This window comes from Gudongella ferriphila (genome assembly GCF_046224405.1).
Lineage (GTDB): Bacteria > Bacillota > Clostridia > Tissierellales > Tissierellaceae > Gudongella.
In genome coordinates this window covers 85,864-112,101 of the sequence record NZ_JBJXRK010000003.1, presented here as the reverse complement: position 1 = coordinate 112,101, position 26,238 = coordinate 85,864, and the positions used below count along the sequence as shown (strand labels likewise).

The 26,238-nt window shown below is 39.0% G+C and carries 25 protein-coding genes; all 25 read right to left on the bottom strand.

Translation table 11 applies throughout. The features are described from left to right. Positions 1-2: 2 nt before the first annotated feature. On the bottom strand, positions 3-269 hold the full coding sequence (gene rpsO / locus ACKVDP_RS03845; RefSeq protein WP_409227484.1) for a 30S ribosomal protein S15: 267 nt from the start codon (positions 267-269) through the stop codon (positions 3-5). 107 nt (positions 270-376) lie between these two features. Beyond that, entirely contained in the window at positions 377-1,303 is a 927-nt protein-coding gene (locus tag ACKVDP_RS03840; RefSeq protein ID WP_409227483.1) for a bifunctional riboflavin kinase/FAD synthetase, read from the bottom strand. A gap of 4 nt (positions 1,304-1,307) precedes the next feature. After that, positions 1,308-2,198, bottom strand: coding sequence for a tRNA pseudouridine(55) synthase TruB (gene truB / locus ACKVDP_RS03835; RefSeq protein WP_409227482.1), 891 nt, complete (start codon positions 2,196-2,198; stop codon positions 1,308-1,310). Positions 2,199-2,215: 17 nt separating this feature from the next. After that, the gene (locus ACKVDP_RS03830) at positions 2,216-3,184 is read right to left on the bottom strand and encodes a DHH family phosphoesterase (protein ID WP_409227481.1); all 969 of its coding nucleotides are present in this window, start codon (positions 3,182-3,184) and stop codon (positions 2,216-2,218) included. Then, positions 3,168-3,545: a 30S ribosome-binding factor RbfA gene (gene rbfA / locus ACKVDP_RS03825; RefSeq protein ID WP_409227480.1), complete on the bottom strand. Its 378-nt coding sequence runs from the start codon at positions 3,543-3,545 to the stop codon at positions 3,168-3,170. Before rbfA ends, ACKVDP_RS03830 begins: the two co-directional genes overlap by 17 nt. 11 nt (positions 3,546-3,556) lie before the next feature. Beyond that, positions 3,557-5,608, bottom strand: a complete 2,052-nt coding sequence (gene infB / locus ACKVDP_RS03820; RefSeq protein ID WP_409227479.1) for a translation initiation factor IF-2 — start codon at positions 5,606-5,608, stop codon at positions 3,557-3,559. A gap of 33 nt (positions 5,609-5,641) precedes the next feature. Beyond that, a complete protein-coding gene (rnpM, locus tag ACKVDP_RS03815; protein ID WP_409227478.1) occupies positions 5,642-5,905 on the bottom strand; it encodes an RNase P modulator RnpM in 264 nt (87 codons plus the stop codon). A 14-nt stretch (positions 5,906-5,919) separates the two neighbouring features. Next, positions 5,920-7,140: a transcription termination factor NusA gene (gene nusA / locus ACKVDP_RS03810; RefSeq protein ID WP_409227477.1), complete on the bottom strand. Its 1,221-nt coding sequence runs from the start codon at positions 7,138-7,140 to the stop codon at positions 5,920-5,922. A 14-nt stretch (positions 7,141-7,154) separates the two neighbouring features. Next, positions 7,155-7,616: a ribosome maturation factor RimP gene (gene rimP / locus ACKVDP_RS03805; RefSeq protein WP_409227476.1), complete on the bottom strand. Its 462-nt coding sequence runs from the start codon at positions 7,614-7,616 to the stop codon at positions 7,155-7,157. Positions 7,617-7,727: 111 nt separating this feature from the next. Continuing rightward, complete coding sequence (locus ACKVDP_RS03800; RefSeq protein ID WP_409227475.1) at positions 7,728-11,957, bottom strand: PolC-type DNA polymerase III; 4,230 nt, start codon at positions 11,955-11,957, stop codon at positions 7,728-7,730. A gap of 17 nt (positions 11,958-11,974) precedes the next feature. Next, positions 11,975-13,033 carry a flavodoxin-dependent (E)-4-hydroxy-3-methylbut-2-enyl-diphosphate synthase gene (gene ispG, locus ACKVDP_RS03795; RefSeq protein ID WP_409227474.1) on the bottom strand — a complete coding sequence of 353 codons (1,059 nt, stop codon included), beginning with the start codon at positions 13,031-13,033 and terminating at the stop codon, positions 11,975-11,977. A gap of 57 nt (positions 13,034-13,090) precedes the next feature. After that, positions 13,091-14,095 carry an RIP metalloprotease RseP gene (rseP, locus tag ACKVDP_RS03790; RefSeq protein WP_409227473.1) on the bottom strand — a complete coding sequence of 335 codons (1,005 nt, stop codon included), beginning with the start codon at positions 14,093-14,095 and terminating at the stop codon, positions 13,091-13,093. Positions 14,096-14,114: 19 nt separating this feature from the next. Beyond that, complete coding sequence (locus ACKVDP_RS03785) at positions 14,115-14,891, bottom strand: phosphatidate cytidylyltransferase (RefSeq protein ID WP_409227472.1); 777 nt, start codon at positions 14,889-14,891, stop codon at positions 14,115-14,117. Continuing rightward, positions 14,892-15,644, bottom strand: a complete 753-nt coding sequence (locus tag ACKVDP_RS03780) for an isoprenyl transferase (protein ID WP_409227471.1) — start codon at positions 15,642-15,644, stop codon at positions 14,892-14,894. A 33-nt stretch (positions 15,645-15,677) separates the two neighbouring features. Continuing rightward, positions 15,678-16,235, bottom strand: coding sequence for a ribosome recycling factor (gene frr, locus ACKVDP_RS03775; protein ID WP_409227470.1), 558 nt, complete (start codon positions 16,233-16,235; stop codon positions 15,678-15,680). A 2-nt stretch (positions 16,236-16,237) separates the two neighbouring features. Beyond that, complete coding sequence (pyrH, locus tag ACKVDP_RS03770) at positions 16,238-16,951, bottom strand: UMP kinase (RefSeq protein WP_409227469.1); 714 nt, start codon at positions 16,949-16,951, stop codon at positions 16,238-16,240. 115 nt (positions 16,952-17,066) lie between these two features. Then, positions 17,067-17,714 carry a translation elongation factor Ts gene (gene tsf, locus ACKVDP_RS03765; protein WP_409227468.1) on the bottom strand — a complete coding sequence of 216 codons (648 nt, stop codon included), beginning with the start codon at positions 17,712-17,714 and terminating at the stop codon, positions 17,067-17,069. A gap of 65 nt (positions 17,715-17,779) precedes the next feature. Beyond that, positions 17,780-18,505, bottom strand: a complete 726-nt coding sequence (gene rpsB / locus ACKVDP_RS03760; protein WP_409227467.1) for a 30S ribosomal protein S2 — start codon at positions 18,503-18,505, stop codon at positions 17,780-17,782. A gap of 193 nt (positions 18,506-18,698) precedes the next feature. After that, positions 18,699-19,472, bottom strand: a complete 774-nt coding sequence (gene codY / locus ACKVDP_RS03755) for a GTP-sensing pleiotropic transcriptional regulator CodY (RefSeq protein ID WP_409227466.1) — start codon at positions 19,470-19,472, stop codon at positions 18,699-18,701. Between the two features lie 108 nt (positions 19,473-19,580). After that, positions 19,581-21,659 (bottom strand): type I DNA topoisomerase, encoded by a 2,079-nt coding sequence (topA, locus tag ACKVDP_RS03750; protein WP_409227465.1) that lies wholly within the window; start codon positions 21,657-21,659, stop codon positions 19,581-19,583. A 28-nt stretch (positions 21,660-21,687) separates the two neighbouring features. After that, a complete protein-coding gene (dprA, locus tag ACKVDP_RS03745; protein ID WP_409227464.1) occupies positions 21,688-22,779 on the bottom strand; it encodes a DNA-processing protein DprA in 1,092 nt (363 codons plus the stop codon). A 3-nt stretch (positions 22,780-22,782) separates the two neighbouring features. Beyond that, complete coding sequence (locus ACKVDP_RS03740; RefSeq protein WP_409227463.1) at positions 22,783-24,309, bottom strand: YifB family Mg chelatase-like AAA ATPase; 1,527 nt, start codon at positions 24,307-24,309, stop codon at positions 22,783-22,785. 71 nt (positions 24,310-24,380) lie between these two features. Next, the gene (locus tag ACKVDP_RS03735) at positions 24,381-24,737 is read right to left on the bottom strand and encodes a YraN family protein (protein WP_409227462.1); all 357 of its coding nucleotides are present in this window, start codon (positions 24,735-24,737) and stop codon (positions 24,381-24,383) included. Positions 24,738-24,739: 2 nt separating this feature from the next. Then, complete coding sequence (locus ACKVDP_RS03730) at positions 24,740-25,351, bottom strand: ribonuclease HII (protein WP_409227461.1); 612 nt, start codon at positions 25,349-25,351, stop codon at positions 24,740-24,742. Position 25,352: 1 nt separating this feature from the next. After that, complete coding sequence (gene ylqF / locus ACKVDP_RS03725) at positions 25,353-26,210, bottom strand: ribosome biogenesis GTPase YlqF (protein ID WP_409227559.1); 858 nt, start codon at positions 26,208-26,210, stop codon at positions 25,353-25,355. Between the last annotated feature and the right edge of the window lie 28 nt (positions 26,211-26,238).

The window sequence follows — 26,238 nt, the reverse complement described above, 5'->3', positions numbered from 1 at the left end:
AATTAACCTCTGATGCCAAGCTTTTCAATTAAAGAACGATATCTTTCAATATCCTTATTCTGTAAATATCTTAGTAGATTTCTTCTCTGTCCAACCATTTTCAGCAGACCTCTTCTTGAGTGATGGTCTTTCTTGTGTGATTGCAAGTGTTCGTTTACAGAATTGATTCTGTGAGTAAGCAGTGCAACCTGTACTTCTGGTGATCCAGTATCACCTTCGTGCATTTTATACTCTTCCATAATCTTGTCTTTTTCTTCTCTTGTTAACATTTTTGCACCTCCAAATATTTTTTTGTACACCATCAGCTATGCAGGCGCCGAGGAACGACAAGCATTGCCAAAGGTAATCCTTAACATTTAAAGTTTAACATACTTTGCTATAAATGTAAATCGGATTTTTGTTTGATATACCTGATATCCTCATGCATTCTACTCTTGAGATCCTCCACTGAGTCAAATTTCTTTTCAGGTCTTATATATTCAAGGAAGAATATCTCGATTTCCTTTCCATAGATTTCATCATCAAAGCCAATAATGTGGTTTTCTATTTTAAGGTCTACCTCATCAAATGTTGGATTAACTCCAATATTCGTTGCACTGGGATAGGTTTTTCCATCTATAACGGTATATGTCATATATATACCTTTTTTCGGTATTACATACTTGTCCATTGGTCTTATGTTAGCAGTTGGGACACCGAGTTTTTTCCCCAAACCTTTGCCGTGAATAACCTCCCCAATTACACTAAAGGGTCTACCCAACAATCTATTGGCTTCGACAATTTCCCCATCTGTCAAATGATCTCTTACTCGAGTACTGCTTACCAGTATATCATCATGGTATACCGGTTGAATGATCTCAGTCTTTATTCCTAGTTCCTTGCTAAGTGAAATCAAAAGATCTACATCTCCCTGAGCCTTATATCCAAATTTATAGTCAGGTCCAACAGTGATTGCTCTACAGTTAAGCTTTCCATACAATATAGATCTCACAAACTCCTGTGGACTAAGTTTCATTATTTCATCATCAAACTTCATTGTGTAAAGCGTCTTAACTCCCAGCTTCTCTAGGAATCTATTTTTTTGAACATTACTATTGATTAGTCTGGGTCCATTTTTGAATACAAATGATTTTGTGTGGTTCTCAAATATCATCATTGATGGATGAAGATTAGACCTATTTGCGGTTTCTATCATTGATTTTATGAGCTTTTGATGACCTATGTGGACACCGTCAAAATTCCCCAATGCGAGAGATGTCTCGAACCTGGTTTCATCTGTATTGTTAATCCTTATAATTTCCATTTTCTCACCTGATCAATACTTTTTCCATTTTTAGTGTTTTTCTGTCATTTTCTTCAATGATATTTCCAATACCTATAAATTCATTTGAAACATATATTCTATGCAGCTTGTTTGTATCCACTTCTAATTTTTTGTTTAACTCAACCCTTACTCCATTGGTCAAGGGTTTGTAGTATCTATCATCTAGATTAACGCTATCCATAAAAAGTATGGCATTATCCATAGGCTGAATTATATTTACAAGAGCATCCTTATCCATTTCGTTAAGAGTATCCATGCCGTAGGAATCTTCTATCTTGAAATCTCCCACTCCAACCCTTAAAAGGTAGGACATGTGTCCATATGTTCCTAGGAGTTCTCCTATGTCATTGCATATTGTCCTAATGTAGGTCCCCTTTGAACACCTTGTATAGAAGGTTATCTTCCTGTTATCCTGATTGTGTAGAATCCTAATATCCTTGATATTTATTTTTCTTGGTTCTCTCTCCACTTCGATACCATTTCTGGCAAGGTCATATAATTTCCTACCCCCTATTTTCTTTGCAGAATACATAGGTGGGACCTGGTATATCTCTCCTCTGAACGATTCGAATACCTGTTTGATTTGAGTCTCACTCACAATTTCATCTGAAGAATTTATCACAGTACCTGTTCTATCCTGGGTATCGGATGAAGTCCCCAAAGTAAGCTCTGCAATATATTCCTTATCAACCCCAAGTAGATACTCAGATACTTTTGTCCCCTTACCCACACAAATTGGGAGAACACCTGTAGCCATTGGATCCAGGGTCCCAGTATGTCCTACCTTTTTTGTGCCAAGTAGTCTTCTGAAATATGCAACTGCGTCGTGAGAAGTCATACCAGCTGGTTTGAAAAAGTTAATTATTCCATTCATCAACTCACCCTGCTTATCTATAGATACTTGTTTATCTCTTCTATCAACCTTTTTTCAACATTGTCGATGGTATCCTCAACCGTGGCACCTGATGCCCTGCTGTGTCCTCCACCGTTGAAGCTGCTGCATACCTTATTGGCATCAACACTATTCTTTGTTCTCAAGCTTATTTTAACAACATTTTCATCAATTTCCTTCAAAAGACATGCTGCCTCCACTGAATCTGTATCCCTTATGAACTCAACGATGCCTTCTGTGTCATCCATAGATGTTCCAGTTTCATCAAGCATCTTCCCTGTGATTTTTACAAGACCGATCCTGTTGTCATTGTACAGCTCCATTTTTGATATTGCCTCTATGAATAGCTTTGTTCTTTTTAAGCTTCTTCTTTGATATAGCTTGGTATTTAATCCATAGGCATCAATACCGTAATCATACAGCTTTGCAACAGTTTCATGGGTTCTGCCATTAACACCCTGATAGGTAAATCTACCTGTATCGGTACTCATGGCTATATAGATCAAGGAAGCAATATCGATATTAATTGGCATTTCCATTTGGAGCAGCAATGCGAATAAAATCTCCCCGGTAGATGATAACTCTGGCATAACTATGTTAATATCCCCATACTCAGTATTGCTTATGTGATGGTCTATATTTACTACCTTCTTGGATTTATCAAGAAGAATTTTATTTTCACCCAGTCTATCCGGATCACTACTGTCTAAAACCATCAAAAGGTCTATCATTTGGATTTCATCATCCACAGCTTCCAACTTTTCGATTCCCGGTAGAAATCTGTAGTCTTCAGGTATTATGTCTGCCTTTACAAACAAAATACTTTTACCCGCTTTTTCAAGGGATAGCCCTGCAGCCAAGAGGGAGCCCAGGTTGTCTCCATCTGGATTCATGTGGGAGACAACGGCTATTGTTTCACTGGTCTCTATATCAGCTTTAAGGGCATCAAGATCACTCTTTCTTAGCATCAGAGTCCTCCTTTGAGTCTCTGTTAACTTCTTCAATAAGCTTCGACATATAGAGTGCCTGCTCTATGCTTTCATCCAGCATAAATATCGGCTCTGGAACATGTCTCAGATTGATTCTGTTTCCGATTTCCTTTCTAACAAAACCCTTGGCACTTTGAAGCCCTTCTATGGTGCTTTCCTTGTCCTCTTCACTTCCCAAAACAGATATATATATCTTGGCGAATCTAAGATCCTTGGTTACACTAACTTTATTTACACTGGGCATACCGCTTATTCTAGGATCCTTGATCTCATTTTGAATAAGATCGGAAACGACCTTTTTAACTTCCTCGGAAATTCGGTTTATTCTTTTTTCATTCATTTGTCACACCTCTAATCTTTTTTGACTTCCTTCAGGACATATGCCTCAAGATTGTCTCCCTCTTTAATGTCATTGAAGTTCTCAAGTCCCAAACCAGCCTCAAAACCAGTTAAAACCTCTTTGGCATCATCTTTGAATCTCTTCAGCGATGACACTGAACCATCAAAAATGACAACATCGTCCCTTAGCAGTCTGATATTCGCATTCCTGGTAATCTTGCCACTTACAACATATATTCCAGCGATGGTATTTCCATTGGGCAGCCTGAAGGTTGCTCTAACCTGAGCACGTCCAAGTATTTCCTCAACTATCTTTGGTGCATGCATCCCCTTTACAGCAGCTTGAATATCCTCTATGGCTTCATATATTATTCTGTAGGTTCTAATGTCAACATCTTCTTTTTTAGCAACTTCTATAGCATTAAGGTTTGGTCTGACATTAAACCCAATAACAATTGCATTTGAAGCTGATGCCAGCATAATATCACTTTCGGTAATTCCACCGACTCCACCGTGTATTAGATTGACCCTTACCTCTTCAGTGTCCAGCTTGTTCAGTGATTGGCTAAGTGCTTCTATTGATCCTCTAACGTCACCCTTGACGATTATATTAAGATCCTTGACCTCTCCAAGCTTAATTTTTTCAAACAAATCATCTAGTGAAACCTTTGATGATTGCTTCATCTGAGCCTCTCTTAACTGATTTTTTCTTGCATCTGCCAAGTTTCTTGCTGCTTTTTCATTTTCAACTGCAAACAGTAGGTCTCCTGCATTTGGAACTTCTGACAGTCCCAAAATCATAACTGGTATTGACGGAGTTGCCTTCTTAACATTCTTGCCCTTTTCATCCAGCATTGCTCTAATACGTCCACTAGCCAAACCTGAAACTACCATATCGCCAACATGTAACGTTCCCTTTTGAACAAGTACCGTTGCCAAAGGTCCTTTCCCCTTGTCTAGCTGTGCTTCAATAATTGTTCCTACAGCCCTTCTCTCAGGATTAGCTTTTAATTCCTGCATGTCGGCCACCAATAGTATCATTTCAAGCAAATCCTCTATTCCCGTCCTTTGGATTGCTGAAACTGGCACAATAATTGTATCTCCACCCCAATCCTCTGGGACCAGTCCATTGTCAGCAAGCTCCTGCTTCACTCTGTCAGGGTTTGCATCTGGTTTGTCAATTTTGTTGATTGCTACAATTATTGGAACGCCGGCTGCCTTCGCGTGAGCTATTGCTTCCACGGTCTGTGGCATTACTCCATCATCAGCTGCTACCACTAGGATCGCAACGTCTGTTACACTTGCACCTCTTGCTCTCATTGATGTAAATGCTTCATGTCCCGGTGTATCCAAAAATACTATTTTCTTGTTGTTTACATTGACTGCATATGCACCAATATGCTGAGTAATTCCACCAGCCTCTTTATCAGTTACATTTGTGTGCCTGATTGCATCCAATAATGATGTCTTACCATGGTCTACGTGTCCCATAACAGTTACAACTGGAGGTCTTGGCAGCATGTCCTCTGGTTCATCATCATAATCCAGTAAATCTTCCTCTGTTTGCTCAACTTCAGGCTCAAGAGCCTTTACTTCCACATTAAAATCATCTGCTACAATTGATGCAATTTCGCTGTCTATGGCTTGATTCTGATTAACCATAACGCCTAGACCAATTAGCTTTGTTATGATCTGCGAAGCATTAACCCCTATCATTTCAGCTAGGTCTTTTACAATTACTTCTGATTCAATTTCAATAGTCTTCTTTTCGATATTTTTTTCCTCTTTTTCTATTGGAGTCTCTTCAATTTTTTGTTGCTTTTTCTTTGGTTTTTTTACTTTAGGCTTTTCATCTTCATCTAAAAAATCAGCTTCATCTTCAATGTCAGTTTTATCTTCTGGCTTTTCCTCTGTCAATAGCTCCTTGATAAGCTGTGCTTCTTCATCTTCAATTGAACTCATATGACTGTTGATTTTTAATTCAAGTCCTTCAATTTTCTCCATCAAAGCTTTACTGGACATATTGAGTTCTTTTGCTAGTTCATAAATTCTTACTTTTGTCATACCTTGCACCTCCTGTTTGTTTAAGGTGATCCTTTATTTCTCTATGACGTTCTTTAATCTGGAGTATATCTCTTCAGTTATTTCTGTCTGTAAGGCTCTCTGAAACTTCTTATTTCTGTAAGCCTCCTCAAAGCATTCAATGGTAGGGCATATATATGCACCTCTTCCATTTGCCTTTCCCGTTAGATCAACACTTACCTCGTTTTCCTTATTCTTTACTACTCGTACCAATTCTTTCTTAGGCTTCATTTCATTACATGCAATGCACTTTCTCAGTGGAATTTTTCTTGCACTCATGGTATTCCTCCAATCTACTTTTCATCTGAGGATTCATCTGAAGCTTCACTTGTAACTGGATCAAGTCCTTCATCTGATGAGTTCTCATCTGAAGTTTGCTCAGAATAATTTGCACTACCATCCTCGAATGGTTCCACTTCATTTTCTTCATTGTTAGCGGCCACTTCATCCTTTATAGCTTGCTTTTCAATGAATTCCTTGTATTGTGTTTCTGATTTTATATCTATTTTCCAATTAGTAAGTTTTGCTGCCAATCTTGCATTTTGACCTTCTTTTCCTATGGCAAGGGACAATTGGTAATCAGGTACTATAACAATCGCTGATTTTTCCTTCTCGTTTGGAACAACCTTTACAACTTTTGAAGGACTCAAGCTATTTGCAATAAATTCCGCAGGCTCCTTGCTCCAGATTACTATGTCAATTTTCTCGCCATTCAATTCATCAACAATTGCCTTTACTCTGGCTCCCTTAAACCCTACACATGAACCTAATGCATCTACATCGGGATTCTTGGAAAATACCGCTATCTTGGTTCTTGACCCCGCCTCTCTTGAAACTGAGTAGATTTCAACGATCCCTTCAGCTATTTCTGGAACTTCCAGTTCAAATAACCTTTTAACTAGTCCAGTGTTAGCCCTAGAGAGAACTATTTGAGGTCCTTTGGTTGTCTTTTTAACCTCCAGTATCAGAAGCTTCTTCCTGTCTCCCTGATTATAATCCTCACCTGAAATCTGCTCAGACGGTGGCAATATTCCTTCTGTTTTGCCCAGATCGATGTACACATTGTTCTTGGCAATACGCTGAATCTGGCCAGTAATGATTTCGTTCTCTCGGTTGATGAACTCATCGAAAATTACATCTCTTTCAGCATCCTTTATCCTTTGGATTACGACCTGCTTTGCTGTTTGAGCTGCAATTCTACCAAAGTTTTTCGGTGTGATTTCAAGTTTAACCACATCTCCAACCTCGTAATTAGGATTAATTTCTTTCGCCTCCTCAAGAGGCATTTGTAGAAATTCATCTTCAATTGCATCATTTTCAACAACATCCTTAGTTGCGAAAACTTCAACTTTTCCAGTATCTCGGTCCATTTCCACAATTACATTCTGTGAAGAACCGAAATTTTTCTTATAACTGGATATCAGAGCTGACTCCAATGCGTCAAAAATGATATCCTTAGAAATGCCCTTCTCTCTTTCAATTTCCTCAAGAGCATTGATGAAATCAACATTCATCCGTATATTCCTCCTTAAAATTTAATGGTCAACCGAATCAAAGAAATTGTATCCCTCGGTATTTCAACCATTTTATCAACGGTCTCCAGCTCAACTGAATCTCCGTTATATGACTTTAAAATTCCTTCGAATTTCTTTACCCCGTCAACTGCCTTGTAGAGGCTGACTTCAACTTCCTTTTCCAGATTTCTCTCAAAGTCCCTGTCTGTTTTCAGGGGTCTGTCAAGTCCAGGGGATGATACCTCGAGATAATAAGCCTTCTGAAGCAAGTCCTTATCATCGAGTCTTTCGCTTAGCTTTTCGCTAACAATCTGACAATCATCAAGATTCACTCCACCAGGTTTATGGATATAGACCCGAAGGTAATAGTCTCCGCTTTCCTTTAAGTATTCCACATCAACCAGCTCATAGCCTAGCTCTGAAGTGACGTCTTCGCACAAATTTTCAATGCTTGTCATAAAACCTTTTTTACTCATCATACACCTCCATCTCAGACTCCCTGACACAAACGAAGAGTGGGAAAAACCCACTCTTGCCGGAAATCACTCTAATTGTCTTATTTATTATAACATATTGAGTTTATTAAATCAAATGCTAAATAAGCTAATTTGGTTGCTCTCAGGCAGAGAATCCAAACATCCATGACCTTTTAGAGCATCTATTACTGGTCTTGTTGCTTTTCCCCTTTTTACAAGATCCTCTATTGACATAAATGTCTTTATTTCCCTCTCCTCAGCAATTTTTCTTGCTGCATTCTCACCTACTCCATCCAGGGCCTTAAGAGGAGGCAAAATACCATTTTCATTTATGAGGAATTTATCGCTATCTGATTCATAAAGATCCACCCTGTCAAATCCATATCCTCTGGTGTACATTTCAAGTACAACTTCAAGTACGGTTATCTGATTCTTTTCTTTGGTGGTAGCCCCCATACCTTTTTGTTCCAGCTCATTAAGCTTTTGTCTGACTGCAGATTCACCCTTGAGTATCAAATCTGCATCAAAGTCAGAGGACTTGGTGGTAAAGTAGGTTGCATAAAAGGCTTGTGGATGGTGAACCTTGAAATATGCTATCCTGAAGCTCATTGTCACGTATGCTGCAGCGTGTGCCTTTGGGAACATGTACTTAATCTTATTGCAGGATTCGATATACCATTCAGGTAACCCAAGCTTTCTCATTGCTTCTTCCTCTTCGGGTTTTAGTCCTTTTCCCTTCCTTACCTTTTCCATGATAAAGAAGGATTGTTTTTTATCCATTCCAGCATTGATCAGCGACAGCATTATATCCTCACGTGTAGATATAACCTTAGCCAATGGGGCTATCTTATTCTTCACAAGCTCCTGAGCGTTATTGATCCATACATCAGTACCATGAGATAGTCCACTGATCCTGACCAGCTCTGAAAACGTAGTGGGTTTGGTTTCAATTAGCATCTGCCTTACAAATTTTGTCCCAAACTCAGGAATTCCCAATGTTCCAACCGGACAATTAATTGCATCCGGATCCACTCCGATTGACCTTGTGCTTGTAAACAGCTCCATTGTATCCTTGTCATCAAGGGGAATTGTTGTAGGGTCAATGCCTGTAATGTCCTCCAGCATTCTGATTATACTCGGAACATCATGACCAAGAATATCCAGTTTCAAAATTCTGCCGCTTATGGCGTGATAGTCAAAATGTGTGGTTATTACTCCAGACTTCTTGTCATCGGCAGGATATTGTATAGGTGAAAAGTCATGAATGTCCTTGTAATCCGGTACAATCATTACCCCCCCTGGATGCTGTCCTGAGGTTCTTTTTATCCCTGTGCAGCCTTTAAGCAATCTATTTATTTCAGCTTGACTAACAGTAATTTCCCTCTCCTCAAAATATTTTTTAACAAAACCATAGGCTGTCTTGTCGGCGATTGTGCCTATAGTTCCGGCTCTAAATACTTTTCCTTCCCCAAACAGCTCCTCTGTGTATTTGTGAGCTCTTGGCTGGTATTCTCCTGCGAAGTTAAGGTCAATATCTGGCTCCTTGTCGCCCTCAAAGCCCAAAAATACCTCGAAGGGTATGTCGTGCCCTTCCTTAATGTAGTTCTCGTTGCATTTTGGACATTGCTTATCCGGCAAATCATAGCCTGAAGCAATTGAGCCATCTGTGAAAAACTCGCTATTTTTACAGGCTGGACATACATAGTGAGGCGGAAGTGGATTTACCTCGGTTATTCCACTCATGGTAGCAGCAAAGGAAGACCCTACAGAACCCCTTGAACCTACCAGGTAACCATCCTCTATTGATTTCCACACCAGTTTTTGAGCAATTATATACATAACTGCATAACCATTCTTTATAATGGAATCCAGTTCTCTTTCCAGCCTCTTCTTTACCAGGTCAGGAAGCGGACTACCATAGGTTTCTACAGCCTGGTTTATGGTTATTTCCCTTAGTTCCTGATCAGAGCCTTCAATTTGTGGTGGGAAAGTGCCATCAGGAATTGGAATGCACCTATCAATTATGGAGTTAATCTTATTGGGATTTGTAACTACAACTTCCTTCGCAATATCCTCACCCATATAATCGAACTCCTTTAGCATCTGTTCAGTGGTTCTGAAGTATAGTGGGGGTTGATAGTCTGCATCCTGGAATTTTTGCCCGGACATAAGGATTCTTCTGTAAACTTCATCATCAGGGTCAAGAAAATGAACATCACCAGTCGCAACAACGGGTTTGTTTAAGCTTTTTCCCAATCTGTAAATCCTCATGTTAATGGATTTAAGTTCTTCCTTATTCTTCACAATCCCTTCTCTAACCATATAGTCATTGTTCCCCAGAGGCTGGATTTCAAGGTAATCATAAAACTTTGCAATATCTCTTATTTCCTGCTCGGGTTTATTCCTTATGATAGCTCTAAATAATTCCCCCGCTTCACAGGCGCTTCCTATTATCAAATCACTTCTGTTGCTTTCAATAAGTGATTTTGGCATTCTTGGTTTTCTATGGAAATAGTTTAGATGTGATTCAGAAATCAACCTGTAAAGGTCTTTAAGTCCAGATTGATTCTTTGCTAGGAGTATAACATGGTGCATATCTCCCTTTGTAGAATCGGCATTGCCTGTAAGTCCATTTAAGTCATCCAGGTTTTTGAGATCTCTACCACTTAGCAATTCCAGAACCTTCAAGAGTATGTTTCCTGTTGCCAAAGCATCATCGACGGCTCTGTGATGATTTTTTAGCTCAACCTTTAAATGCTTTGCAATAAGGTTAAGTTTGTGGCTCTTCATTGTTGGAAACATAGCTCTGGAAAGTTCAAGCGTGTCCAAAACAGGGTTCTTAAGATTGACACCAATGCTATCATACGCTTCCCGGATAAATCCCATATCAAATGATGCGTTGTGGGCAACCAAAACACTGTCTTCAATAAAGTCCAGAAATTCAGGCAGCACCTTTTCGATGGTAGGCTTATTCTTTACCATGTCATCAGTTATGCCTGTAAGTTTTGTTATAAGCTCAGGTATAGGCATATCGGGATTGATCAAGTGACTAAAGCTATCGACTATTTCACCATTTTGTATTTTTACAGCTCCGATTTCAGTAATTCTATCGTTCTTTGGAGATAGACCTGTTGTCTCCAAGTCAAATACTACAAAATCATCAATTGCCCTGCCCTCTACATTTCCAGTCACTATCTGCTTTTTATCATTTATCATATATGCTTCTACACCATAGATTATTTTAATTCCCTCACTCATCTCCATTGCATCAGGAAATGCTTGAACAACACCGTGGTCAGTAATGGCTATTGCCTCATGCCCCCACTCTTTGGCTCTTTTTATTAAATCCTTGGTATGTGACACACCATCCATGGAGCTCATTTGAGTATGCAAATGAAGCTCTACCCTCTTCTCATTGGCATTGTCCATTACTATTTCTTGTTCTTTTACCTGGATGGATTTAAGCATTATGGTCATTTCTTTAGCATAGGTGTCATATACAACATCACCACTTAAGACTACATAGACTCCCTCTCTGATATTTGAAATAAATTCTTCGGATTGATCTCCACTCAAGAAAACCTTGGACGAAATTGAATTTGTACCATCTGATAGATAGAAGATCACAAGCGTTCGATTATCCTTGATGGATTTCGTCTCAACCTGAAATATTTTCCCTTCAATTATGGCACTTCCCGTCTGCATATCTATATCGATTATACTGATTGGATCTCCCTTTATTTTCTTGCCAAAGGAATAGTCTTTTGTTCTTGATTTTTTATCTGATTTTTCTGTAGGTTTTTTTATCATCATTTCCTTCAGAATTTTTCGTTCTTCCATTTCAGTATTATAAAAGAACTCTTCATTTTGCTGGATGTCCATGTAATCCACATTCAATGGCTTACCTGAAGCCTTTTCAGTAATTTCGGTCAATTCATCCAGTAGCCCATTTCTCGTCACCGATCTATATGGTAGTTCACCTGGCAAGACCAGGTTTATGATTTCTCCCTCATTCAAAACAACATCCTCTAACCAAGATGAGCTAGAGGGTATTTGATTGCCTATTTTTCTCTTAATCAATTTCAGGAGCTGATCCTGGTCCAATGATGTTTTAATCTCAGTATACTCCACTTCAACCGATAATCCATGGAATTTATCATTGACCACTGATTTGATGGAGTTTTTATCCCTAGAGGTCACCCAATGTTTGTCCTCAATGACAATTGACAATTTCATAGACTTGTTATCAAGAACTACTGATCTGATTTCCAGATCTTCAATAAATGATGCAATCAGAGTTTCATCAGAGAACAATGATTTTATAGTTTTATTTTCTGCCATACCTTAACTCTCCTTAATCAACTCTCGATCTCCTCGATTTCCTTCATCAGTTCCTCAAGTAGCTTATCTTCAGGTACCTTCCTGACAATTACACCCTTTTTGAAAATAAGACCTTCTCCATTCCCACCAGCGATTCCTATATCAGCCTCTCTAGCCTCCCCAGGCCCATTTACTGCACAGCCCATCACTGCAACCTTAATAGGTTTTTTAATGTGCTCCAATCTTCTTTCAGCTTCCTGGGCAATTGTAATAAGGTCAATATGGGTACGGCTGCAGGTTGGACAAGATATGAATTCTATACCCTCATGCCTTAATCCGAGAGATTTTAGAATCTCCTTTCCGACCTTAACCTCGTCAACTGGATCACCTGTTAAGGACACTCTAATGGTGTCTCCTATTCCCATGGCCAGAAGTGCACCTATCCCAACTGATGACTTTATTGTGCCTCTCCAGGGCGTACCTGCTTCAGTTACACCGAGATGCAATGGATAATCACATTTTTCTGAGATCAAAGCATAGGAACCAATGGTCAGAGGTGCTGAGCTGGCTTTCAAGGATATTTTGATATCATGAAAATCCATATCTTCCAGTAGTCTGACTTGCTCCAATGCACTCTCAACCATTGAGTTTTCATTGACTCCATTGAATTTTTCAAGATACTCCCGTTTTATCGAGCCTGAGTTGACCCCAATTCTGATTGAAATATTTTCAGATTTACATGCATTCACAACTTCCTTGACACTTTGATGATTTCCGATGTTCCCTGGATTGATTCTTAATCCATCCACACCCTGTCTTATGGATTCAATGGCAAGTCTATAATCAAACTGAATGTCAGCGATTATTGGTATATCTATATGCTTTCTGATTTCCTTTATTGCCCTTGCATCTTCAAATGAGGAAACAGCTGACCTTACGATATCACAACCAGCCTCCTGAAGTTCCTGTATCTGTTTCAAGGTTTTCTTAACATCGGATGTAGGTGTGTTGGTCATAGATTGTACACTAATAGGTGCATCTCCACCTATATATACATCCCCAACCTTTATTTTTCTTGTTTTTTTTCTAGTAATCATATTATCCACCTTATATATTCATTTACTTTCATGTATATTTACCATCCTCAATACCTATTAGAAAAGGTCTATTCTAATAAGATCCTTATAGGTGACTATTAGCATAAGTGATATAAGGAATATAAATCCAATAAAATGAATAAATCCTTCCTTATCAGCGTCAATTGGTTTTCCACGTAATAGCTCTATCAGCAGAAAGACTATTTTGCTTCCATCAAGAGCAGGGATTGGCAGCAGATTGAAAAAGCCCAGGTTTATGCTGATAAACCCCAGGATGTAAAGAACACTTGTAAAGCCCATGCTTGCAGCATTCCCAATTTCGTTTATGACACCAACCGGCCCTGCCAAATCATTTGTTGAAACATTCCCTTGAAACAGCATTCCCAAGAACTGAAACATAAGTTTTAGAAAATACCATGTTTCTTGAAATCCTGATTTGATTGCCGTAAAAAACCCGGTTTCATATGTCGGGACTATACCAATCACAACTCTACCGTCATCAAGAGTGGGTTTGACATCAAGGTTTAACAGTTCCCCGTCTCTTTCCACCTGAACCAATATGAAGGCCTCTGGTTGCTGTTTGTTTATTGTGGTTACGATGTCATCCCAATTGTTTATTGTTGTGCCTTCAATCTGAATGATCCTGTCTCCTTGAAGTATTCCATATTCCTGTGCCGGACTGCCTTCAATAACCTCATCAATTGTTGTTGAAGGGGTACCCACATTGAAAGCAACCAATGACAAGACAACTATTGCTAGAGCAAAATTCATTATTGCACCAGCTGAAATTACAGCAATTCTTGACCAAACAGATACATTATTGAAGCTTCTAGGATCGTTTGAGGATTCATCTTCACCCTCCATCTTTACATAACCACCGATGGGTAAAGCCCTCAATGTATATTGCGTTTCGCCTTTCCTCTTCTGAATAAGCTTAGGACCCATTCCTATAGCAAATTCATTGACCTTTATTCCAACTATCTTCGCTACTGTAAAATGGCCGGCCTCATGAACTAGGACAACCAGTAAAAACACAAATATTGCAGCTAAAGCTGTTATCATTTATTTCACCTCTGTTTTTCTACATAAAAAAGTAATACGCATAATAATAAACTATTGGTGCTGTAAATATTATACTGTCAAACCTATCCATCATACCGCCATGTCCTGGCATAATCTTTCCATAATCCTTTATACCTGCTGCCCTCTTTATTCTGGATGCAGTAAGGTCACCTAACTGTGAAATTATAGACCCTGCTAGTGCAAGTATTGCTACACTCCACAGGGGCGTAATTTCAGCAAAGATGGAATATATTATGGTTACGATAATACTTCCAATTATCCCGCCTACTGCCCCTTCAACTGATTTTTTTGGACTGATTTCAGGACACAATTTTTTCTTTCCAAACTTACTACCAACAATATATGCAAAGGTATCTGTACCAAAAGCTATCAAGAAAACCAACCAGAGATAAATACTTCCATCTAGGTATAAAATATGGAAGAGTAGGAAAGGGATGTACATTACTCCAGTTATAGTTATCGCTGAGTCCTTTATGTCCTTTTCCTTAATTATAACGGTTGCGGCCAAGGATGCAATCAGTATTATTGAAAATATAAAATCAAAGGAAATAAAGCCAAAGTAGTTCCTTAGAAACAATAACACTGTGCCTGAATATCCAATCATTTCAAATGGATTGACTCCCATTTTCCTAACTGCATTATAGAATTCTCTTAATGCTATTAAAGATAAAATCAAGATTGATAAGCTTAAATAGGTTCCTCCCAGGAGGAGAACCCCTACCAACAATACAAGCCCAAAAATTCCTGATATTAATCTCACTCCCAGGTCTCCCACTTAAATACCCCCAAATCTCCTATTTCTTTTCTGATAATCAACAATGGCTCTATATAGATGATTCGCGTTGAAGTCTGGCCACAACACATCAGAAAACCAGAACTCAGAATATGCTGCCTGATAAATTAAGAAATTACTTAATCTTAGCTCTCCACTGGGTCTGATTATTAGGTCAGGGTCTGGTTGACCCTTTGTGTACAGGTACTCAGATATTGTTTTCTCATCTATTCCATCTATATTAATATTACCCTTATTTACATCAGTTAAAATATCTATGACTGCCTTGGTTATCTCTTGTCTCCCACCATAATTAAGAGCAATATTAAGTGTCATTCCCGAGTTGTCTGACGTAAGCTCTACTGCACGATGAACCTCTCTTAAAGGTACTTCAGGCAACTTGGATATGTCACCCAATATCTTGATCTTTACATTGTTTTCATGCAGTCTTTGTAGTTCTTTTCTCACAAATACAACCAATAGGTTCATCAGTGCCTCTACTTCAATGCTTGGTCTTTTCCAATTCTCTGTAGAAAAAGCGTAGAGGGTTAGGTTGTTAATCTCAATTTCATTGCAGGCTTCAACTATTTGAACTACCTTTTTCATTCCCTCTTGATGACCTAAATGCCTAGGTAGCCCCCTCTGTTTTGCCCATCTACCATTTCCATCCATTATAATCCCAATGTGAACCGGTAAATTTTCAGTATCAATTTCACTTAAGATTTTGCTGATATTTTCAGTCATGTCTTCCTCCATCAACAAAAACCCCTTCTTCCAGAAGGGGTTCAATTATATTTCCATCAATTCTTCTTCTTTTTTTGCAGTTATCTCGTCTATCATAGCTATATGCTTGTCTGTGATTTCCTGCATGTGTTCCTCTGCCTGTTTTCTATCGTCCTCAGTCAATTCCTTGTCCTTCTCCATTTTCTTTATCTTGTCAATGGCATCTCTTCTGGTATTTCTGATAGCTACTTTGGCATTTTCGCTATTTTTCTTTACTACCTTTATGAGGTCTTTTCTTCTCTCTTCAGTTAGCTGTGGAATTATAAGTCTTATTAATTTCCCATCGTTTGAAGGGTTTAATCCCAAGTCAGATTTTATGATTTCCTTCTCAATCACAGGTATAAGGTTTGCATCCCAAGGCTGTATTACAAGCAATCTAGGTTCAGGAGCAGATACACTACCAACTTGCTTCAAAGGTGTCATCTGACCGTAGTAATCAACGCTAATTCTGTCAAGCAGTGCAGGGTTTGCTCGACCAGCTCTTATGGCTGCAAGCTCCTCCTTATAGACGGATATGGTTTTGTCCATCTTCGATGCTGCTTCCTTGTGTACATCTAATTCCATAACTACTCCTCCTTTACGTGGGTTCCAATTTTTTTACCAAGTACAACATTTACAATGTTATCTGGATCATCAATTCCAAATACGATCAATGGAATTCTGTTATCCATACATAAAGATGTTGCTGTGGAGTCCATTATTCCAAGACCTAATTTTAGTATATCAATATATTTTAAAGTGTCAAACTTTTTTGCCTCACAGTTAAACTTTGGATCTGAGTCATAAACACCATCTACGCCTTTTTTTGCAAGAAGGATGACTTCAGCTTCAATCTCGGCTGCCCTTAATGCAGCTGTGGTATCAGTTGAAAAATATGGATTGCCTGTCCCGGCGCCAAAAATAACAACCCTACCCTTTTCCAGATGTCTGATAGCTCTTCTTCTAATATAGGGCTCTGCAACCTGCCTCATTTCAATGGCAGACTGAACTCGAGTTACAACATCCATGTTTTCCAATGAATCCTGCAAGGCCAGAGCATTCATCATTGTTCCCAGCATACCCATATAATCAGAGGTTGCCCTGTCCATATCCTCTGTGGAGCGTCCTCTCCAGAAGTTACCACCACCTACTACAATTGCAACTTCAACGCCAAAATCGTTTAATTTTTTTATCTGTTCAGCTATGCTACTGACTGTTTCCACATCAATACCAGTGCCCTTGCCACCTGCAAGTGCTTCACCGCTTAGCTTCAATATGACCCTTTTAAATATGGATTCCATGGCTACACTCCTCAGAAAAGTATAAATACTAAACACTATCTCCTGAATTCTGATTCTGGAGATATTCCTACCCGAACTTGTTAAAAGGAGAACAACCAGTGTTCTCCTTTATTAACTACATGTTCATTTGCTTTGCAACTTCCTCAGCAAAGTTTTCTTCTTTCTTTTCAAGACCTTCTCCAACTTCATATCTAACGAATCTTCTAATAACTATGTTTTCACCAATTTTTGAAATTTTGGATGCAAGCAAATCCTTCACCTTGATGCTTGGGTCCTTTATAAATCCTTGATCAAGAAGACAGATTTGCTCGAAGAATTTTTCCATTCTACCTTCAACTATCTTCTCAGCAACGTGAGCTGGTTTGCCTTCGTTAACAACCTTGTTCATTTGTATTTCTCGCTCATGTGCAATTTCTTCCTCTGAAAGTTCTTCTCTTGATACAACCTTTGGATTAGCTGCAGCTACCTGCATAGCCATGTCCTTAACAAATTCCTTGAACTCATCATTTTTTGCAACAAAGTCAGTTTCAGAGTTGACTTCAATAAGAACTCCAATTCTTCCACCGTGGATGTATGCTTCAACAAGTCCTTCCGATGCAACCCTTCCGGATTTTTTCGAAGCAGAAGCAAGACCTTTTTCCCTAAGGTAGTCTATTGCCTTTTCAATATCACCATCTGTTTTTTCAAGAGCTTTTTTGCAATCCAGCATTCCGGCTGCTGTTTTTTCTCTTAGTTCTTTTACTAAAGAAGCACTAATAGCCATAATATACCTCCTATATCATTAAAATGGTAAGGAATACAGAAATGTCTGCAATCCTTACCTTCTTCTTACTCTTCTGTAGCTTCTGCTTTTTCCTCAGAATCGTTCTGCTCTCCCTGCTTTGCTTCGATAACAGCATTGGCCATTGTCTCAGTCAACAGTTTTACAGCTCTTATTGCATCATCATTACCAGGAATGATGAAATCAATCTCATCTGGATCGCAGTTTGTGTCTACTATACCTATAACAGGAATTCCAAGAATATGAGCTTCCTGTACCGCAATTTTCTCTTTTCTTGGGTCTACAACAAAAAGGACATCTGGTATCCTGGTCATTGTTTTTATACCGCCTAGGAATTTCTCAAGTCTTTCAGCCTCATGTCTCAACTTGATAACTTCTTTTTTTGGAAGGACTTCAAATGTACCATCCTCTTCCATTTTTTCAAGCTGATGCAATCTGTCGATTCTCTTTCTGATTGTCTTGTAGTTTGTTAGCATACCACCCAACCATCTCTGGTTAACATAGTGCATGCCACATCTTTTCGCCTCATTCTCGATTGCTTCCTGAGCCTGTTTCTTCGTTCCTACAAAAAGAGCTTCCCCGCCATTTTCAACAACTTCCTTCATTACGTTGTATGCGTCGTCAATTTTCTTGACAGTCTTTTGTAGGTCAATAATGTATATCCCGTTTCTTTCCGTAAAGATATACTGTGCCATCTTTGGATTCCATCTTCTAGTTTGGTGACCAAAGTGCACACCTGCTTCCAATAAACTTTTCATTGATACTACTGACATACTTTCACCTCCATGTTATTTTCCTCCATCTGCATCCTCTATCTCGGGACTCATATGAGCACAACCCTAAATATCAGCAGATGTGTGTAATCACCATAGTATTATACCACAGTACATTTGTCATTACAACGGCTTTTTAATCTTTTTGTTCCTTATCCATAAATATGACACCCCATATTGGAGTGTCATTAATTTATTTCTTTTTCAGTTCATCAACAAGCTTTTCGTTGAGAATCTTAATGTGAGTCCCCTTCATTCCAAGAGATCTTGACTCGATTACACCTGCGCTCTCGAATTTTCTTAAGGCGTTAACGATAACCGACCTGGTTATACCTACCCTGTCTGCAATCTTACTCGCTACAAGCAAGCCTTCCATACCATCCAATTCGTTGAATATATGCTCCATTGCTTCCTTCTCTGAATATGAGAGGGTACCTATTGCCATTTGTACAATGGATTTCTTTCTTGCATCCTCTTCAATTTCTTCAGTTGTTGCTCTAAGGATTTCCATTCCCACTACAGTTGCACTGTATTCGCAAAGGATCAGATCTTCAACAGTGAATTCTTTTCCAAATCTTGCAACTACAAGGGTACCCAATCTATTACCACCTGAATTAATTGGAACGACGGTGGATATCTTGTCCGGATAATTGCATTCAGAAACATTGTCAAAAACACAGTCTGTAACTTCCTTGATGTTTTCACTTGTTTCTATAACCTTTAACAGTTCTTCGTTGTATTTCTTTGGGAATCTTCTTTCTTTTACTACCTCAGAATTGATTATGTCACACTCAAATCCATCTGATAATGCGTAGCCCAGTACTCTTCCCTTCCTGCTTGCAATGTACACATTTGCCTCAAGGATATCAGAAAGTATTTTACTGAGATCAGTGAATGAAACAGGCTGCGAACCGTAGCTTTGCAATGTCTTATTAAGTCTTCTGGTTTTTTTTAACAAACTCTCCATTTTTTCCTCCTACTAAATTATTTATTCTTAGAACAATTCAGAATATTCGCCATTTATATATAAGATACTACATCCGAGGAAAAATGTACAGTTGTTTTTTTAATTTTTTTAAATATTTTTACTATAACCACAACTTGAATCTACACATTTAACCGTTGTTCTACTCTTCAATCGTTTTATAACCATTGGCCCTTTACATTCAGGACACTTTTCCTTCACCGGCTCATCCCAGGAAACAAAATCGCAGTCCGGGTAATTGTTACAGCCATAGAACACTCTTCCCTTTTTGGATCTTTTTCTTACAACGTCTCCGCCACATTTTGGGCAGGGAACATCTATCTTGTCAACGATAGGCTTTGTATTCCTACATTCGGGGTATCCTGGACATGCAAGGAATTTACCGAAACGTCCATGTTTAACCACCATGTTTCTTCCACACTTTTCACATACCACATCGCTGACTTCATCTTCAATTTCAATTTTATCTATTTCCTCTTCAGCAATTTTGAGTTCCTTTTGGAAATCCTCATAGAATTCCCTTACAACCTCTTTCCAATATATGCTTCCTGAAGCAATGTCATCAAGTTCATTTTCAAGATTAGCCGTGAATTTTTCATTAACAACATGTGTGAAGTACTCTGTAAGGAGTTCATTCACAAGCAATCCCAACTCAGTAGGGTAAAAGGATTTCTTTTCCAGAACAACATATCCTCTTGAGAGTATAGTTGATATGGTTGGAGAATAGGTGCTAGGTCTTCCAATTCCCATTTCCTCCATCAGTTTTATTAGTGAGGCTTCAGTAAACCTTGCCGGTGGTTGAGTAAAGTTCTGCTTAGGTTCCAGCTTATCCAGTTCCAGTATATCTCCCTTTTTCATAGATGGAAGCGTCATGTCTGATGTTTCCTCATCCGTTGTGGAATATATCTTTAAAAACCCTGGAAATGTAAGTTGTGAACCATTTGAACGGAATACATACTTTCCATTCATGATTTTTACATTTAAAGTATTATAAAGGGCTTCTTTCATTTGAGAACCCATAAACCTACTCCAGATCATCTTGTATAGTTTGTATTGGTCCTTATTCAGATAATCCTTAATGTCTTCTGGTGAATGGTCAATGTATGTCGGCCTAATTCCTTCATGGGCATCCTGGGTTTCCTTCTTGGACTTATTGCTATAGCTCCTTCCACCGTTGCTGTAGTCTTTGCCAAATTTACTTTCAATGTATGACCTGGCGAAGGACATTGCCTCGTTTGAGACTCGGGTGGAGTCAGTTCTCATATATGTTATCAGTCCTGTTATCCCGCCTTTTTTCAGATCAATACCTTCATACAGCTGCTGAGCGACCATCATGGTTTTCTTGGTGGAAAAGCCGAGTTTCTTTGATGCATCCTGCTGCATTGTGCTGGTTGTATAGGGTGGATAGGGATTTCTTTTTCTCTTGCCCTTCTTGACCTCATTTACTATAAAGTCATTATTCTTAAGTTCCTTGAGGATGACATCTGATTCAGACTTATTGTTAATCTGTAGTTTTTCATCTTTTCCATTCTTTTCAATGCCATGAAAGTTTGATTCAAACTGTTGCTCATCCTTATTCACAAGAGCTTTTATAGTCCAGTATTCAACAGGAATGAACTCATCTATCTCAGATTCTCTATCACAGATTAGCTTTACAGCAACTGATTGCACTCTTCCTGCACTTAGGCCCTTCTTTATCTTTTTCCATAGCAATGGGCTTATTTTGTAACCCACCAGCCTGTCCAGAATTCTTCTGGCCTGCTGAGCATCCACAAGACTCTTATCCAAATTTCTTGGACTCTTGATGGCCTGCTTAATTCTTTCCTTTGTGATTTCATTAAATTCTACCCTGTATTTATCATTTTCATCTAGACCAAGAATGTATGCGAGATGCCAGGATATGGCCTCTCCCTCTCGATCAGGGTCTGTTGCCAAGAAGACCTTTTCAGCCTTCTTGGCCTCTTTTTTTAATTCCTTTATAAGAGGACCCTTACCTCTTATATTTATATAATCAGGTTCGAAGTCCTTCTCAATTTCAACTCCAAGACGGCTCTTTGGAAGATCTCTCACATGCCCAACAGAAGCAACTACCTTGTAATTTCTCCCTAAGATTTTACTTATTGTTTTCGCCTTTGCCGGGGACTCAACTATTACCAAATATTTCGACAATGATTACACCTCCGAAGCAAACCGGACATTATACGATTGCAAATATCCTACTGCTCATTTCCTTTATTATACCTTTCAACTCCAAAATAGTAAGAGTACTTATAACTGTCTGTATATCCAAGCCTGACTTTAGCACTATTATATCGCTGTGTACCGGTCCTTCCTTTAGGAAGGCTAGTACCCGTCTTTCAGTGTCGCTTAAATCAGCTTCATTTAACCTATCCATATCATTTGATCTTTTAAGTAGTTGCAGTTCCCTTACCTCTTCCAGTATATCATCCATGTCAAGTAGCGGTTTTGCACCATCACGAATGAGCATATTGGTTCCTTGGCTGTAAATACTGTTTATATTCCCTGGTATGGCAAAGACATCCTTTCCCTGAGCAAGCGCATGGTGCGCAGTAATCAATGATCCTGACCTCTGTTGTGCCTCCACCACTATGACTCCCAAACTTAATCCTGATATTATCCTGTTTCTCATGGGAAAGTGAAAATTGTAAGGTTGGGCACCTGGAGGAAATTCGCTTATCAATGCACCGTTATCTACGGCTTCCTTATATAATCCCCAATTTGATTTAGGGTATACTTTGTCCAGTCCGTTTCCTAGGATTCCAATAGTCCTTCCTCCATTCTCAACTGCAGTCCTGTGGGCGATTGAATCAATGCCAGCCGCCATTCCACTAATAATGGTCACTCCCATATTTGCAAGTTCTCTAGCAAATCTTTCCGCTGCCCACTTCCCATAATTTGTGGCTTTTCTGGAGCCCACGATTCCCATTGCAATATGGTCTTGCGGAATCATACTGCCCTTCCTATATATTACAAATGGTTTATCCGGAATCTTTAGAAGGTCTTGGGGGTAATCCTTGTCAAAGATTGTGATTACATCCATTTCCAGACCATTAAGCTTTTCGTAGTATCTATCCATACTTGATTTGAAATCAGATTTTGTAATTTTTTCCAGAGCACCACTGCTAAAGATTCCCAACTTCTCCAAATCACTGTGGCCAAGCTCATGAATTTCCCTTAAATCCCCCAGATAAGATTTCAACTTGTCAATTGAATCATTATAAATTCCAAGACTATTAAGCCATATAACTGTATTCCTTTCCTGGCTCATACATTACCCCCAATATTTTTTATCTAGGCTTCTATATTGGATTGCCTCCAAAAGATGCTTATCGTCAATATTGTCTGCTCCATCAAGATCAGCCAAGGTCCTTGCGACCTTTAGGATCTTGTTGTAGGTTCTTCCACTGAATCTTAGCTTATCGAAAGCACTTTTCATTATTTTCTCGCTGGAAGGTGTAAGCTTGCAGAATTTTTTTATTTCCTTATTTCCCATTTGTGAATTTGTGTATATATTCAATCCTGAAAATCTTTCCAGTTGAACATCCCTTGCCTCTGAAACTGATTTTCTCATCTCATCTGAAGATCTTGACTGAATGTCCGTATTAAGTTCTTCATATTTAACAGGTAAAACCTCTATATGAAGGTCAATTCTATCAAGCAACGGATGACTGATCTTTCCAAGATATCTGTCAATATGGTTTTGATTACAAGTACACTCATGTAGTGGGTCTCCAAAATATCCACATGGACATGGATTCATGCTTGCAACAAACATAAAATCTGACGGATATGAAAGAGACGCATTGGCTCTTGATATATGAACAAATCCATCTTCTAGTGGTTGTCTTAGAACCTCCAAAACACTTTTCTGAAACTCAGGTAACTCGTCAAAAAACAAGACACCATTGTGAGCCAAGGATACCTCTCCAGGCTTTGGGATTCTTCCCCCACCTATTATGGAAACACCAGATGATGAATGGTGTGGAGCTCTGAATGGTCGTTCCTTGATTAGCCTGCTCTTGCCCAACAAACCTGAAATACTGTATATCTTCGTAACTTCAATGGATTCCTCAAATGAGAGGTGGGGTAGAATTCCAGGTATTCTTCTTGCCGCCATGGTCTTCCCAGATCCAGGTGGCCCTATGATTAGAAGATTATGCGCTCCTGCAGCAGATACCTCCATTGCCCGTTTCAATCCATCCTGCCCTTTTATATCTGAAAAGTCATATAGTGACTCCTCAAAACTCTCTTTCCCTTCTGTGCTTGCTATGTATGGACTTATTTGTATATTTCCATTTAGGTGTTCTATTAAATCGACAAGATTCTTTACAGGAATAACTTCCACATCCTCAATTATTCCACATTCCTCCCTATTGTCAAAGGGTATGATGCATCTTCTAACTCCAAGATCTCTTAAGGAAATTATCATTGCCAAGGCTCCATCTATGGGATTCACTGTTCCATCCAATGATAGCTCCCCTAGAAATGCCATCTTCTCAGGATTGAATTCCTCGATTAAACCGTCTGCAATCAGGATCCCTGCAGCAATTGCCATGTCCATCTGAGAACCATCCTTCTTTAGGTTGGCTGGTGCCAGATTCACAGTGATCCTACTTAAAGGAAACTCAAAGCCACTATTTCTTATTGCAGTTCTGACCCTCTCCTTGGACTCCTTTATGGCTGCATCAGGAAGACCAACTATCGTAAACATTGGCATACCTCTTGAAAGGTCTACCTCAACCTCGACAATATGTCCATCCAGTCCTTGCAATACGCAAGTCTTGACTTTAGAATACATAAAACCTCTCCCTTGCAATTTTATGTTTCCCTGAAATTCCCATTTCTTTTCAGGAATGAATAAATCCAGTTTTACAATGAAAAAGCGTTTTCAAAATGGTTTATAGTTTTCTTCTCCATGGGATATACTTCAATAACATCAAACCTTACCTGAACATCATACAGCTTGTTTTTCTGCAGGTACATCAGACAAGTATTTGCTATTTTCTTTTGTTTTCTGGAGTTAACGGATTCGTAGGCGTACCCATAATCAGTTCCCATTCTGGTTTTGACCTCAATAAAGGCAAGTATATCCTTATCATATGCAATAATATCAACTTCACCGATTTTGTTGCGGTAATTTGTTTCAAGAACGCTATAGCCCTTGTTGTTGAGATAGTCAAGAGCTAACTGTTCTCCTAATCTTCCTGTTTTTATGTGTGATTTCATATTTATCCTCTCAGAATGTTCTTTAAAAATGTCATTCTATGTCTGTTGGTTGGACCAAGTTCAACCAGTGCATCCCTGTGGTTCTTGGTTCCATAGCCCTTGTTCTTGGCGAGATCATAGCCTGGGTGTACCATATCCCATTCCTGACACATCCTATCCCTATACACCTTAGCAAGTATGGATGCAGCTGAAATTCCATGAACCAGATTATCTCCATCAATAACCGCTTTCTGAGGAATGTTTGTATCAACATCCTCTGCATCCACAAGGACATAGGAGGGAGTGATTCTATTCCCATCTCGATCCCTTAAATTATTCAATGCAAGCTTCATAGCCAATCTTGTAGCCTGCCTAATATTGATTTTGTCTATCACTTCGGGACCAACCACTCCAAAACCATAAGCGACGGACTCACTTTTTATAATTTCAAAAAGGTTCTCTCTCTTCTTCTCACTTAGCTTCTTGGAATCCTTTACTCCATCGATGGTAAACCCAGCTGGAAGTATTACAGCACCTGCAACTACATCACCGTAGAGACAACCTCTGCCCACTTCATCGATGCATGCAACTAGCTTGTGCCCTTCAAAAAAAAGTTTCTGCTCAATCTCGAACAAATCATTCACCTCTCTTAGGGTACTCAAGAGTAATTTTACCCATCATTCCCCTTCTAAACTCATCGAGAATAATTCTACTTACCTTTTCATAATCAAAGTTGCCACCCTTTAACAGACAGCCTCTTTTGGTAGCGATTGCCTCCATCACCGATAGAGGTTCATTTTCACTGCCCATCTCAATCCTGTATCTTTCAACAAGTGCCTGTGGCTTGACGATCATTAGCTTTTCAATGAGCTTTAGCGCCAAGGTTTCTGTATCAAGTATTTCATCCTTGATTGCTCCAGTAAAGGCAAGATTTATTCCCACCTGCTCCTCTTCGAACTTTGGCCAAAGGATTCCTGGTGTATCCAGAAGTTCTATCCCACCTTTGGTCTTAATCCACTGATTTGTTTTTGTTATGCCAGGTCTATTTCCTGTTTTTGCACTCTTTCTACCTGCCAAGCTGTTTATAAGGGTTGACTTTCCAACATTGGGTATCCCAAGGATCATAGCTCTAATTGGCTGATTTATGATTCCTCTCTTAGCATTGTTTACCCTCTTTTCATCCATTACTCTTCTGGCTTCTACAACCAGATCATCCACTCCCTTGCCTGACAAAGAGTTTATAAGAATGGAAGAGATACCTAAGCTCCTGTAGTGCTCCTGCCACTGTCTATTTCCATTTGTATCGGCCAGGTCTGATTTGTTCAGAAGTACTATCCTTGGCTTGTTTCCAACAACGGAATCAATAACTGGATTTTGGCTACTGTAAGGTATTCTTGCATCTAGAAGCTCAAAGACAATATCAATCATTTTAAGGTTCTTCTGTATTGATTCTCTTGTTTTTTTCATGTGCCCTGGATACCAGTTAATGTTCATGCTCATTCTAACACCCACTTAAATAAAA